Annotated in this window: 15 protein-coding genes; 8 read left to right on the top strand and 7 right to left on the bottom strand. The window is 70.4% G+C overall.

All coding sequences use genetic code 11. The features are described 5' to 3' along the window. Positions 1-41: 41 nt before the first annotated feature. From DA075_RS05370 to DA075_RS05340, 7 genes are all read left to right on the top strand, one after another. A complete protein-coding gene (locus DA075_RS05370) occupies positions 42-818 on the top strand; it encodes a cold-shock protein (RefSeq protein WP_099952341.1) in 777 nt (258 codons plus the stop codon). Between the two features lie 75 nt (positions 819-893). Continuing rightward, positions 894-1,151, top strand: coding sequence for a hypothetical protein (locus DA075_RS05365; RefSeq protein ID WP_244936507.1), 258 nt, complete (start codon positions 894-896; stop codon positions 1,149-1,151). A 210-nt stretch (positions 1,152-1,361) separates the two neighbouring features. Continuing rightward, positions 1,362-2,798 (top strand): cytochrome ubiquinol oxidase subunit I, encoded by a 1,437-nt coding sequence (locus DA075_RS05360; RefSeq protein WP_099952340.1) that lies wholly within the window; start codon positions 1,362-1,364, stop codon positions 2,796-2,798. Between the two features lie 10 nt (positions 2,799-2,808). Then, on the top strand, positions 2,809-3,816 hold the full coding sequence (gene cydB / locus DA075_RS05355; RefSeq protein ID WP_099952339.1) for a cytochrome d ubiquinol oxidase subunit II: 1,008 nt from the start codon (positions 2,809-2,811) through the stop codon (positions 3,814-3,816). Then, positions 3,816-3,941, top strand: a complete 126-nt coding sequence (locus DA075_RS05350; protein ID WP_099952338.1) for a DUF2474 family protein — start codon at positions 3,816-3,818, stop codon at positions 3,939-3,941. The genes cydB and DA075_RS05350 overlap by 1 nt, the downstream gene beginning before the upstream one ends. 131 nt (positions 3,942-4,072) lie before the next feature. Further along, positions 4,073-4,273, top strand: a complete 201-nt coding sequence (locus tag DA075_RS05345) for a hypothetical protein (protein ID WP_099952337.1) — start codon at positions 4,073-4,075, stop codon at positions 4,271-4,273. A 152-nt stretch (positions 4,274-4,425) separates the two neighbouring features. Beyond that, positions 4,426-4,689, top strand: a complete 264-nt coding sequence (locus tag DA075_RS05340) for a YARHG domain-containing protein (RefSeq protein WP_099952336.1) — start codon at positions 4,426-4,428, stop codon at positions 4,687-4,689. A gap of 386 nt (positions 4,690-5,075) precedes the next feature. On the opposite strand, the gene ppa is transcribed toward DA075_RS05340, so the two are convergent. Together ppa and DA075_RS05330 are read right to left on the bottom strand one after the other, a co-directional pair. Continuing rightward, complete coding sequence (gene ppa, locus DA075_RS05335; protein WP_099952335.1) at positions 5,076-5,609, bottom strand: inorganic diphosphatase; 534 nt, start codon at positions 5,607-5,609, stop codon at positions 5,076-5,078. Positions 5,610-5,938: 329 nt separating this feature from the next. Continuing rightward, positions 5,939-6,445: a GNAT family N-acetyltransferase gene (locus tag DA075_RS05330; protein ID WP_099952334.1), complete on the bottom strand. Its 507-nt coding sequence runs from the start codon at positions 6,443-6,445 to the stop codon at positions 5,939-5,941. Positions 6,446-6,636: 191 nt separating this feature from the next. On the opposite strand from DA075_RS05330, the gene DA075_RS05325 reads away from it, so the two are divergent. After that, a complete protein-coding gene (locus tag DA075_RS05325) occupies positions 6,637-7,362 on the top strand; it encodes a fused DSP-PTPase phosphatase/NAD kinase-like protein (protein ID WP_099952333.1) in 726 nt (241 codons plus the stop codon). Positions 7,363-8,303: 941 nt separating this feature from the next. Here DA075_RS05325 and DA075_RS05320 read toward each other — a convergent pair. The 5 genes from DA075_RS05320 to dapA form a co-directional block, all read right to left on the bottom strand. After that, positions 8,304-9,200, bottom strand: coding sequence for a DMT family transporter (locus tag DA075_RS05320; protein ID WP_099952332.1), 897 nt, complete (start codon positions 9,198-9,200; stop codon positions 8,304-8,306). After that, positions 9,197-10,984, bottom strand: a complete 1,788-nt coding sequence (locus DA075_RS05315; protein ID WP_174800060.1) for an ABC transporter ATP-binding protein — start codon at positions 10,982-10,984, stop codon at positions 9,197-9,199. Before DA075_RS05315 ends, DA075_RS05320 begins: the two co-directional genes overlap by 4 nt. A 97-nt stretch (positions 10,985-11,081) precedes the next feature. Next, positions 11,082-11,264, bottom strand: coding sequence for a hypothetical protein (locus DA075_RS05310; RefSeq protein ID WP_099956419.1), 183 nt, complete (start codon positions 11,262-11,264; stop codon positions 11,082-11,084). 103 nt (positions 11,265-11,367) lie between these two features. Then, positions 11,368-11,841, bottom strand: a complete 474-nt coding sequence (gene smpB, locus DA075_RS05305) for an SsrA-binding protein SmpB (RefSeq protein WP_048428442.1) — start codon at positions 11,839-11,841, stop codon at positions 11,368-11,370. A gap of 70 nt (positions 11,842-11,911) precedes the next feature. Beyond that, on the bottom strand, positions 11,912-12,814 hold the full coding sequence (gene dapA / locus DA075_RS05300) for a 4-hydroxy-tetrahydrodipicolinate synthase (RefSeq protein WP_099952331.1): 903 nt from the start codon (positions 12,812-12,814) through the stop codon (positions 11,912-11,914). Positions 12,815-12,937: the final 123 nt, after the last annotated feature.

Raw genomic sequence — 12,937 nt, 5'->3', positions numbered from 1 at the left:
ACAAGGGTGGTCGGCGGTTTTTACGTTTTGGCGAGCTTCTAATGGGACGTGGTCGTGATTTCAGGGAGCCGCGCCGTCGCGGCTTCGACGAGGGTGGTGGCGAGCCGCGGTGGCCTGACCAGGCGCCGCAGGGCAGCAGCTACGGCGGTGGCTATGGTGGCGGTGGCGGCGGCTACGGTGGCGGCGGCGGTGGTGGTTACGGCGGCGGCGGCTTCGGCGGCGGCGGCGGTGGCTTCGACCGCGGCGGACCGCGCAGCGCCGCCCCCTCCGGGCCGGAGCGTGACGCGACGGTCAAGTGGTTCAACAAGGAGAAGGGCTTCGGCTTCGTCGAGCTCGGCGACGGCTCGGGCGACGCCTTCCTCCACATCCGCGCCGTCGAGGCGGCCGGCCACGCCGATCTGATGCCGGGCACCCGCCTGACCGTCCAGACCGCGCAGGGCCAGAAGGGCCCGCAGGTGACCAACATCACCAGCGTGGACACCAGCACGGCCGAGGCTCCGGTCCGCCGCGATCCCCGCCCGCCGCGCACCGGCGGCTTCGGTGGTGGCGGCGGCTACGGCGACCGTCCCGAACGCGGTGGCGGCGGTGGACGCTTCGCCTCCGGCCCGTCGACCGAGATGAGCGGTACCGTGAAGTGGTACGATCCCGCCAAGGGTTTCGGCTTCGTCTCGGTGAATGACGGCGGCAAGGACGTCTTCATCCACCGCTCGGCGCTCGCCCGCGCCGGCCTCGAGTCCCTCGCCGAGGGCCAGCCCGTCACCATGGGCGTGGTCGAGGGCATGAAGGGCCGTGAGGCCCAGAGCATCAGCGTGGACTGATCCTCGGTGCGCTGTCGCACGAGTGATCGATCGACACGGATAGAGCGGTGGCCCCTGGCCACCGCTCCTTTCCGTTTGCGGGCAACGCTGGCGGGCCTCGTACTGTCCGGCCTCCTCATCTCCCCGGCCGGGGCGACGGACTTCACGGGATTCTATGCCGGGATCAATGCCGGCTACGGTTGGCAGAAGGAGCGGCCTGCCGGGCGGAACGCCCGCGCTCCCCTGCCCTCCTGGTCCCCGCCGCGGGACGGGGACGGCCTGCCGCCGAGCGCGGCCCGGGCCGCCGACCGCAACCCGGCCTTCGCGGGCGGACGGAGCGGTGCGGCGCGCTGAAAGCGGCCCGCCTTGCCGGTCCCGGACCGGGGCCGTTGCGTGTCAATTGCAATTCGTGCGCGCAGCAATTGCTGCCACATCCTGTTCCCCTAGCTTCCCGGGCGACCGCCGTGTCGCTGCCGGGCGGCGGCGCGTCACGGTTCCTTCGTCCCTCCGGAACCGCGCGGGACGGCGCGTCCCATCGCCGAACCTCCATTCACGAGGGTGGCCATGCTGTCGAACCTGGACGCACTGCTTCTCGCCCGGGCCCAGTTCGGGTTCACGGTCGCGTTCCACATCATCTTCCCGGCCTTCTCGATCGGGCTCGCCAGCTACCTGGCGGTGCTCGAAAGCCTCTGGCTCGCGACAAGGCGGCAGGTCTACCTCGATCTGTTCAAGTACTGGATCAAGATCTTCGCCGTCGCTTTCGCGATGGGCGTCGTTTCCGGCCTCGTGATGTCCTATCAGTTCGGCACGAACTGGTCGGTCTTCTCCGACAGGACGGGGCCGGTGCTCGGTCCGCTGATGGCCTACGAGGTTCTGACCGCATTCTTCCTGGAGGCGGGCTTCCTCGGCGTGATGCTGTTCGGGATGCGGAAGGTCGGACCGCGGCTGCACTTCCTGGCGACCCTGATGGTGGCGCTCGGCACGTTCGTCTCGGCGTTCTGGATCCTGTCGGTGAATTCCTGGATGCACACGCCGCAGGGCCACGCCGTGAACGACCAGGGCCAGTTCGTCCCGCAGGACTGGTGGGCGATCGTCTTCAACCCGTCCTTCCCGTTCCGCCTCGTCCACATGGTCCTGGCCGCCTACCTGACGACGGCCCTGGTGGTCGGCGCGGTCGGGGCCTGGCACCTGCTGCGGGACCGGGCGCGGACCCTGAGCGGCCCGACCGAGGGCGCCCGCACGATGTTCTCGATGGCGATGTGGATGGCGACCCTGGTGGCGCCGCTCCAGATCCTCGCCGGCGACGCCCACGGCCTCAACACCCTGGAGCACCAGCCCGCCAAGGTGATGGCGATGGAGGGCCACTTCCGGAGCCACCCGGACGGGGCGCCGCTGGTCCTGTTCGGCTGGCCCGACGAGGAGGCGCGCACCGTGCGCTACGCCGTCGAGATCCCGAAGCTCTCCTCGCTGATCCTCAAGCACAGCCTGGACGCGCCGCTGAAGGGCCTCGACAGCGTGGCGCGGGAGAACTGGCCGCCGGTGCCGGTGGTGTTCTGGTCGTTCCGGGTCATGGTCGCCCTCGGCTTCGCCATCCTGGGCCTCGGGATGCTGAGCCTGCTGGCCCGCCTGCGCGGCCGGCTCTACGAGTGGGCGCCCCTGCACCGCCTCGCCGTCGCGATGGGTCCGGCCGGCTTCGTGGCGGTGCTGGCGGGCTGGATCACCACCGAGGTCGGGCGCCAGCCCTTCTCGGTCTACGGCCTGCTGCGCACGGCGGAGTCGGCCTCGCCCCTCTCCGCCCCGGCGGTGGCCTCCTCCCTCGTCGCCTTCGTGGCGATCTACTTCGCGGTCTTCGGCATCGGGGTGATCTACATCCTGCGCCTGATGAGCCACCCGCCGCATGTCGGCGAGCATGACCTGCCCGACGACCTGCCGATCCGGACCGCCGGCATCACGCCGGCCCCCTCGGTCGGGTCGGGCCGCGTCGCGCAGCCGGCCGAGTGAGGAGAGGAGCATGATCGAGCATCTCGATCTCACCGTGGTCTGGGCGTTCGTCATCGCCTTCGCGATCTTCGCCTACATCGTGATGGACGGCTTCGACCTCGGCATCGGCATCCTGTTCCCGACCCTGCGGCCGGGCGAGGAGCGCAACACCGCGATGAACTCCGTCGCCCCGGTCTGGGACGGCAACGAGACCTGGCTGGTGCTGGGCGGCGGCGGGCTCTTCGCCGCCTTTCCGCTCGCCTACGCCATCATCCTGCCGGCCCTCTACGCGCCGATCATCGCGATGCTGCTCGGCCTGATCTTCCGCGGCGTCGCCTTCGAGTTCCGCTGGCGCGATCCCGGCCACCGGGCCTTCTGGGACATCGCCTTCACGGGCGGCTCGGTGGTGGCGGCCCTGTCGCAGGGGATCGCGCTCGGTGCCCTGCTCCAGGGCATCCGGGTCGAGGGACGGGCCTATGCGGGGGGATGGTGGGACTGGCTCTCGCCGTTCAGCCTGCTCGTCGGCCTCGGCCTCGTCTGCGGCTACGCGCTCCTCGGCGCGACCTGGCTGGTGATGCGCACCCACGGGCCCCTGCACGACAAGGCCCGCTCCCTCGCCCTCTGGCTCGGGGCCGCCACCGTCGCGGCGATCGGGGCGGTGAGCGCCGCGACGCCCTTCCTGAAGGGCCAGTACTGGGAGCGCTGGTTCGCCATGCCGGGCGTGCTGCTCACCGCACAGGTTCCGCTCCTCGTCGCCCTCGCCGCCTACGGCTTCTTCCGACTGCTCAAGGGCGGGGCCGACCGGGCGCCGTTCCTGATCGCGCTCGGGCTGTTCCTGCTCTCCTTCGTCGGGCTCGGCATCAGCATCTTCCCGGACGTGGTGCCGGGGCGGGTGACGATCTGGGAGGCGGCCTCGCCGCGCTCGAGCCAGATCTTCATGCTGGTCGGCGCCTCGGTCCTGATCCCGGTCATCCTGGCCTACACCGCCTACTCGTACTGGGTCTTCCGCGGCAAGGTCGACTCGGAGGGCTACCACTGATGCGGGCCGCCCCCGTGCCGCTCTGGCAGCGGCTCGCCTGGTTCGCCGCCCTCTACGGCGGGAGCCTCCTGGCGCTCGCCACCGTGGCCCTCGTCCTGCGCCTCTGGCTCCGGACCAGCAGCTGAGGCGGGCCGCCGAAAGAGCGGGGACAGCCGGTAGGGCGATGCCGCGGCGCGGCAACCGGAGACGTGCAGAACGGCCGCGCTTGTGGCATGGTGCCGCCCGAACCCATCCGGGCTCGGGACCCCTTCAGGCCATGACTACCGTTCACGACGTCACCCCGGACCAGCTGCGCGGGCTGGAAGCCGCCGGCGAGGCGGCGCTCAACGCCGCGCTCGGCCGCCTCTCGGCCCGCGAGCGCGAGGCCTACTGGGCCTCGGTGCGCCGCGCCTACAACGCGCCCTACAACGATGCGGTGAAGAAGCCGCGGGCGGGAAAAGCGGCCGCCCAGGCTTGAGCGAACGGCTCCGCACATCGCAGGCGGTCGCGACCCGTGACCGCCTGCGGCGACCGGCCGGATGACCGCGAGGCGGAGCGCAGAGAGCGGCTCGCGCCCCCGCCCCGTTCGCGGTCCCGGTTCGCCTCGGTCCTTCAGAACAGGTGCCATTCATGAAGCATGCAGCGACCGCCGCCCTGCTGGTCCTGGCCGGCGCAACGCCGGGCTTGGCTCAATCCTGCGACGAGTTCTGGTATCAGCGGAACATGATCTACAAGGAGGCGGGCTACTGCTTCAAGACCGCCAAGGCGATCCGCAGCTTCGGCAATGCCGGCTGCCGGTACGACGATCAGGCCGACGTGCCACTCTCCGCGCGGCAGCGCGCCGAGATCGCCGAGATCACGTCCATGGAACGCTCCATGAGATGTGCCCCGTGATCGGGCGCTGGCCTGGACGAGATTTCCGGACGGACGATCGGGTGAGCCGACCGACGGCTTGATCCGCGCCAGTCCTGCGCAACAACCGCCTTCCCCTCTGCGGGGGAAGTTTCCCTGTTGTGGGCGCGACGCGCTCGTGCCTCGCGTGGAAGAGGGGGAGCGCGAGGCTGACCGGGTTCGCGCCCGTCTTCATGGTCGCCACCTCTTCGGAAGCGCTGTCCCCCTGCGCTCGCTCGCCGCGTCGCCCTCCCCCCATCCGAAGCCGGGGTTGCCGAGCTTGGGCAAGGGTATGCGACCCCTGACGAGGCGGACCTTGGGCGGGCCCGAGTTCCGTGGCGGAAGGTTCGGGCGCGATCCCGCGCCGAACCCTCCCGTCACGGTCCTGCTTACTTCGCCTTCGTGGCCCGCTCGATGCCCTCGAGGATCAGGCGCTGCGCCTCGGCCTTGTCGCCCCAGCGCACGATCTTCACCCACTTGCCGGGCTCGAGATCCTTGTAGTGCTCGAAGAAGTGCTGGATCTGGTGGATCGTGATGTCGGGCAGGTCGGTGTAGTTCTCGATCCGGTCGTAGCGCTTGGTCAGGTTGCGCGACGGGACGGCGATGATCTTCTCGTCCTCGCCGGCATTGTCCTCCATCACCAGCACGCCGACGGGGCGCACGCTCATCACGGCGCCGGGGACGATCGCCCGGGTGTTGGCGATCAGCACGTCGCACGGATCGCCGTCGCCCGACAAGGTGTGGGGGATGAAGCCGTAATTCCCCGGATAATGCATCGCGGTGTAGAGGAACCGGTCGACGATCAGCGTCCCGGCCTCCTTGTCCATCTCGTACTTGATCGGCTCGCCGCCGACCGGAACCTCAATGACGACGTTGACGTCTTCGGGCGGGTTCTTGCCGATGGAGATGGCGTCGAGGCGCATGAGCAAACTCCCTGCAAGGGCGCGAATGCCCCTGAATGGCGCGGTCCTGAGTGTCTCTCACAAAACCCCCGGCCACCGGTCGTTGTGGAGACGCCAGCGCAGCGGGAGTTTGGTGAGGTGCACTTAGAGGGCCGCGAGCGCCCGCACAAGCGCCGGAACGCATCGGCGGCCGTGACAGTCGAGGACAAGTTCCCCTGCAGCCGGACCGGATGCGATGACCGTCGCCCCCCGGCCCCATTGCTGCGGATGATTATCGATTAGGCAGGTGACCGCGCCAACGATCAAACAGGAGGCAAAGGCCGTCTCCGCCGCGGCCCCGCCCCGGCCTCTCAGCCGAACAGGTAGGCGACCTTGTGCAGGTCGGCCCCGGCGATGCGGTCGCAGGCCTCGGCCACCACGCGTCCGCCCATCCGCTCGTAGAAGTCCCGCGCCCGGTCGTTCTCGGTGAGCGACCACACCGCGACCCGGCGCACATCCCGGTCGGCGAGGTCGTTGCGCACCGCCCGGAAGAGCCGGGTGCCGTAGCCGAGGCCCTGGTAGGTCGGCGCGAGGTAGATCTCGTCGATCTCGCCCTCGGCCTTGAGCGACCGGTCGCGGCAGCGGCCGTAGGAGACGTAGCCGATGACGCTCTCGCCCACCTCGAGCACCACCAGCGGCCGGTTGCGGCCGATGGTGGAGCGCCACCAGCGCGGCCCGCGCCGGGCCAGCATCCGGTCGAGGGCGACGCCCGGGATGATGCCCTGATAGGCCTCGCGCCAGGCGGCGTCGAAGATTTCCGACAGCATTCCGGCATCCCGGTCTCGGGCTCGGCGAATGCTGACGACCTGAGTGCTCACGGCCTTCCCCCTCGATTGTTAGCCGACGGATCGCGTCCCTACGATGCGGGGGAGACGTCGCAAGCGCAATGCCAGGCTTGTGCGACGGCTCATCGGCGGCGGCGTCGTTGCGGCCGGGTCACGCGGCTGGTAGAGCGGCACGCTGCGCTTCCGGCGAATCGCGATTTCATCACTCAGGCGCCCGCTCCTTCGTGCTCAACCGTTTCCTCCCGCCCGAGACCCGCTACGCCCGCCGCATGGCCCGCATCGCCCGCTGGGAGCAGCCGATCGCCGGCCCGGGTGGACGCCTGCGCGCCTGGGCCAACATGCTGCTCATCGACCACGGCGTGATCCGCCTGGCCTATCTCAACCGCCACCGGATCGGGCGCGGGATGGTCTGGCGCTCGGCCCAGCCGGCGCCGCACGACCTCGCCTGGTTCCGGCGCCAGGGCGTGCGCACGATCATCTCGCTGCGCGGCGGGCGCGAGCACGGCTCCTGGCAGCTCCAGCGCGAGGCCTGCGAGCGCGAGGGATTGCAGCTCGTCGAGTTCGTGATGCGCTCGCGCGAGGCGCCCGACAAGGCGACCCTGCTCGCCGCCAGGGACTTCTTCGCCGGCCTCGCCTATCCGGCCGTGCTGCACTGCAAGTCCGGCGCCGACCGGGCGGGATTGGCCGCCGCCCTCTACCTGATCCTGCACGAGGGCCGGCCGGTCCGCGAGGCGGCGCGCCAGCTCTCGGCGAGGTTCGGCCATTTCCGCTTCGCCAAGACCGGCATCCTCGACGCGTTCTTCGAGCGCTACCTGACCGAGGGCGAGCCGAAGGGCCTGAGCTTCCTCGACTGGGTCGAGCACGTCTACGACCCGGAGGCGCTCAAGCGCGACTTCCGCGCCGGTCTGTGGTCGGACCTGCTGGTCGACCGGCTGCTGCGGCGCGAGTGAGGCTGCGTGAGGGTTAGATTTTTCGATCCGATCTGCATATCTGCTGGGCTGGGGACTGGTCGCCTGAGCGGTTTGCCGCAAGAGCCCCAGGCCGCCGGACATGGGCAACCGTGACCGGTCCACGCGCAACGCGCGATATCCAAGTGTCATGGCGAGTGATCACCCCGCACTCCATGCGAGATGCGGGGTTTTTCACGTCTAGCGACGAGCTTGCGACCGGATGCGCTCCCCCCGGTAGATCTTCGCGCAGAGCACGGGGAAGCTGATTGTCGTGGTGCCCGCGAGCACCTGCCGACGGTCGGTCACCGGATAGGCGCTCTCGACGACATCAGCAAGTGAGACGAATGCCCGGGAGGCGCACGGCGCAAATTGAAGTGCATCGGATATTGCCGGCCGTCTGCCGTGGTAATATTTGCGATGACCACGTAGTTCCGGTCGGTCGGTGTCAGGTAGACCGAGGCGGTCGGGAGCGCATCCACGATCGCCGGAAGCCGACGCGACAACTCGTGCCGCTCGGCATCGTAGGCGCGCCGTTGCTTGTGATCGATGATCAGAGGCTCCGTCGTGTGGCGGCCCTCCTCGAACTTGCATGTGAAAGAGTGGTTTGATACCGCCGCGCCCTCGAACGGACACGTTCGAAGGCGCTGGCCCAGCCCGAACGGGCGCCGGCGCTGATGCGCCGGACGCTTTCGCATCGACGTGTCGATACGAAAGCGCGATGGTATGAGAAACGGACATCGATCGCCAGCTCACGCGCCAGGTTCCTGACGACGAAGGCAAGCCTGCGCGGTTCCGGATGGGCGAAGTCGAGGACGGTGCCATGGATCGTGTGATGGAAGTAGGCCATCGCCTGTCCTCGGCGTTTCGATCGGGTGGCGCTGTGCGACCGGGCCGGTTCCCGCTCACGTTGGGAAGGGGCTGCGCTCCTCCACGAAGCCTCTTCACCCCCGCGTCGTCAGCAGCACCCCCGCCCCGATCGCCAGGATGGCGCCGACATGGCGCGGGTCCGGCACCTCGCCGAGGACGGGAATCGCCAGCAGCGTCGCGATCACCGGCACCAGGGCGGTGAAGGCCGGGCTGCGCCGGCCGATCAGCGCCAGCGAGCGATTGAAGGCGATGAGCGCCACCACGCTGACCATCACGCCCTGATAGATTGCCTGGATCGCGACCTCCGCCGGCGGCGCCTCCAGGAGGCGCGTCAGGCCGGAGGCGAGATAGAGCGGGATGTAGGTGAGAAGCGAGCCGACGCAGATCAGTGCCGTCGCCTCCAGAGCGGTGAGGCGGGAGCGGCGCATCCGCACCGTGCCGGCGGCCCACAGGAAGGCGGCGGTGAGGAGAAGGCCGTAGCCGAACAGCTCGTCGGCGTCGCGAAAGCCCCCCGCCAGGGTGAGCGCCCCGGCGGCGATCAGCCCGAGACCGGCGAGCGCGAGGCGTCCCGGCCGGTCGCGCAGCATCAGCGCCCCGAGGAGTGCGGCGAAGAGCGGCATGGTCCCGGGCGTCAGCGCTGCCCCGTGGCCTGCGGGCGCGTAGCGCAGGGCCACCGAGATCAGGAGCGCGAAGGGCGCGCCTTGCGCCACGTAGAGGAAAGCCCCGTCGACGAGCGCCCTCCGGTCGAGGCCGCGCAGGCGCAAGGCCAGCACCGGCAGAAGCAGAAGCCCGCCGATGCCGAAGCGGAGCGCCACGAGGTCGGCGGGCCCGAGCACGCCCCCTGCCGCCACCGTCCGGCGGGTGATGACGAACCAGCCGCCCCACAGGCTGACGGCGACGAGCGCGAAGGCGACGCCCAGGGCGAGGCGGCGCCCCGACGGCGCATCGGCCGAGGTCGTCCCGGGCCTCACGACGCCTGCGCCGCCGAGGCGGGCTCCCGGTCGTCGGCGAGCTGGAGCCGGTGCAGCCGGGCATAGGTGCCGCCGCGGGCGATCAGCGCGGCGTGGCTGCCGGTCTCGGCGATCCGGCCGCCCTCCATCGCGACGATCAGGTCGGCGTCGCGCACCGTCGAGAGGCGGTGGGCGATGACCAAGGTGGTGCGCCCGCGCATCAACCGGGTCAGGGCCGCCTGGACGAGCTGCTCGGATTCGGCGTCGAGGGCCGAGGTCGCCTCGTCGAGGAGCAGGATCGGCGCGTCGCGTAAGAAAGCGCGGGCGAGCGCGATGCGCTGGCGCTCGCCGCCCGACAGCCGGTTGCCGGCGGGCCCGACCCGGAAGTCGTAACCCTCCGTCCTGGCGGTGATGAAGCCGTGCGCCGCCGCGGCCTTGGCCGCCGCCTCGATCTCCTCGCGGCTCGCGCCCTCGCGGCCGAAGGCGATGTTCTGCGCGATCGTGTCGTCGAACAGGACCACCTCCTGCGACACCACCGCGACGGCGCGGCGCAGCGAGGCCAGCGTCACGTCGCGCACGTCCTGCCCGTCGATCGCGACACGGCCCTCCGTCACGTCGTAGAGCCGCGGCACCAGGGACAGCAGGGTCGACTTGCCGGACCCTGAGCGGCCGACGAGGGCCGTGGTGCGGCCGGCCGGGACCGTGAGGTCGATGCCCTCCAGCGCCGGTGCGTCCTCGCGGTAGCGGAAGCGCACGCCCTCGAACCGGATCTCGCCGCCGGCGACGGTCAAGGCCGGCGCCCCCGGCTTCTCCTGAATCGTCGGCGCCTCGTCCATCAGCGCGAAGGTGCGCGACAGGGCCGCCAAGGCCTCCTGCAGGATGGCGTTGAGGTTGCCGAGCGCCCGGGCCGGCTGGGCGGCCAGCAGCAGGGCCGCGACGTAGCCGGTGAAGTCGCCGACCGTCTTCTCGCCCGACAGGATGCGGTGGCCGATGAAGGCGAGCACGCCGGCGACCGCGAGCCCGCCGCCGACTTCGAGTAGCGGGTCGAGCCGGCCGCGGGCATTGGCGGCCTTCATCTTCAGGCGGCGGACCTCGTCGAGGGCGTCGCGGGTGCGGCCCTTGAGGTAGCCCTCGAGGCCGTAGGTCTTGGCGACGCGCACGCCGGCCAGGCTCTCGCTGATCAGGCTCGCGGTGGCGCCGACCTGCTCCTGGGTCGAGGTCGAGACCCGGCGCAGCTTCTTGCCGATCCGGGCGATCGGCCCGGCGATGAACGGCACCGTGACCCCGGCGACGACCGTCAGCCAGGGGTCCATCCAGATCATCGCGCAGACCAGCGCGATCAGCATCGCCACGTCGCGCAGGAGCACGGTGGAGATGCGCGTCAGCGCCTCCTTGATGAAGGCGAAGTCGGTGGTGAAGCGTTGCGTGAGGCTCGCCGGGCTCTCGCGGCCGAGCTGGGCCAGGTCCTGCTCGATCATGTGGCCGTAGAGCGCCGCCTGCATGTCGGCCTCGATCCGGGTGACGACCCGGTTGGTCAGGACCGTCTGGCCGAGCAGCGCGAAGCCCCGCACGGCCGTGACGGCGATCACCAGGGCCGGGCCGTAGGCGAGCGCGCCGGCATCCTTGGCGTCGAAGGCGTCGAAGGCGGCCTTGATCAGCGTCGGGTAGAAGCCGGTGGCGGCGCCGATCACCGCGATCAGCACCAGCACGATCGCCAGCGTGCCGGCATGGGGCCGCAGCCAGTCGCGCCACAGCCGGGTGAGCAGCGGCAGCATGTCGCCGGAGATAAGGGGGCGCCGCGCCATGATGCTCGCTTCGTCCGTTTCTTTGGAACGTCGCGCTAGCACGGGGGTCGGGGGGCGGCAATTCGGGGCGGCGCGCGGCTGGGCTGCGGCGGCGCGCCTAATGCATCATCGCGAGGGCGGCGTGGATCACGGTCGCGCCGCCGATCGGGGCGAGAAACCAGAGCAGCACGTTGACGACGATGATCCAGATCAGCACCCGCTCCTGGCGCCCGGTCAGCCGGGGCCGGGGCGGGCGCGGCGGCGGCTCCCAGGGCGGCCGCCATCCTCCCTCGACGAACATCGGCGCCTCCGCTCCGGCCTTCATCCGGCTGGCCGTTTGCCTGGCGAAAGCTAGGAGGCCGGGGCGGTGGTGTCAGTGCGGCGTGTTGTGCCGGAGGGCGGCGTCAGCCCTTGTCGCGCATCAGCCGCGCCTTGTCGCGCTGCCAGTCGCGCTCCTTGGCGGTCTCACGCTTGTCGTGGAGCTTCTTGCCGCGGCCCAAGCCCAGCTCGACCTTCGCCCGGCCGCGCTCGTTGAAGTAGATCTTCAGCGGCACCACCGTGTAGCCCTCGCGCTGGGTCGCGCCGATGAACTTGTCGATCTGGCGCCGGTGCAGCAGCAGGCGGCGGGGCCGCTTGGTGTCGTGGTTGAAGCGGTTCGCCTCGAGGTATTCGGGGATGTAGGCGTTGAACAGCAGGAGGTCGTTGCCGGACGGGCCGGCGAAGGCCTCGCCGATCGTCGCCTTGCCGCCGCGCAGGGACTTCACCTCGGTGCCCGTCAGCGCGATGCCCGCCTCGACCGTGTCGGTGATCTCGTAGTTGAAGCGGGCCTTCCGGTTGTCGGCGACGACGCGGTTCTTCGGCTCGGGTTTCTTGGCCATCGGGCGGCGGAGGTCCTCGGAAGGCGGGCGGCGGGAGCAAGGTCGCTCCCGCCCTCATATAAGGTGCGGCTCAGCCGTTGGTGAGGCCGGCGTGGCGCAGCGCCCCGTCGACGAGGCCGCGCGTCCCCTCGCCCACCGGCACCATCGGCAGGCGCACGTCCTCGCGCATCAGGCCGAGGCGGGCGAGCGCGTACTTCGTCGGCGACGGGTTGGTCTCCGCGAAGAGGTGGGTGTGGAGCGGCATCAGCCGGTCCTGGAGCTGGAGTGCCGTGCGGTAGTCGCCCGACAGGCAGGCTTCCTGGAAATCGGCACAGAGACGCGGCGCGACGTTCGAGGTCACCGAGATCGTGCCGTGGCCGCCATGCGCCATGAATCCCAAAGCGGTCGCATCTTCGCCAGAAAGTTGGACGAAGTCTTCGCCCATGGCTTGGCGCTGCAGGCTGACCCGGGCGACGTTGGCGGTGGCATCCTTCACCCCGGCGATGTTCGGCAGCTCGTAGAGCCGCTTCATGGTGTCGACGCTCATGTCGATCACCGAGCGACCGGGGATGTTGTAGATCAGGATGGGAATGCCGACCGCATCGTTCACCGCCTTGAAGTGCTGGTACAGCCCTTCCTGGGTCGGCTTGTTGTAGTAGGGCGTGACGATGAGCAGCGCGTCCGCTCCGGCCTTCTCCGCATGACGGGACCGCTCGATCGCCTCCGCGGTGGAGTTGGAGCCGGCGCCGGCCACCACCGGCACCTTGCCGGCGGCCTCGTCGATGCAGGCCTCGACCACCCGGTCGTGCTCGGCGTGGGTGAGCGTCGGGCTCTCGCCGGTGGTGCCGGTGGGCACCAGGCCGTGGGTGCCGTTCTCGATCTGCCAGGCCACGAAGGCCCGGAAGGCGTGCTCGTCGAAGGCGCCGTCGCGGAACGGCGTCACCAGGGCGGTGAGCGAGCCCCTCAGGCGCTGCGAGATCTGCGTCGACGTCATGCTGGCGTTCCTCGCCCGGTCGGGGCGGCGCCCCCGGGATCTCTGGTTGGGAGGCCGGCCCGCATGCGGATCACCAAGGAGACCACAGCCTTGGGGGACCACCATCGGGGGACCAACTCGGCC

The sequence above is a fragment of the Methylobacterium currus genome (assembly GCF_003058325.1).
GTDB classification, from domain to species: Bacteria; Pseudomonadota; Alphaproteobacteria; order Rhizobiales; family Beijerinckiaceae; genus Methylobacterium; species Methylobacterium currus.
Note: the sequence above shows the minus strand (reverse complement) of the source record. Positions and strands in the feature narration are given on the sequence as shown.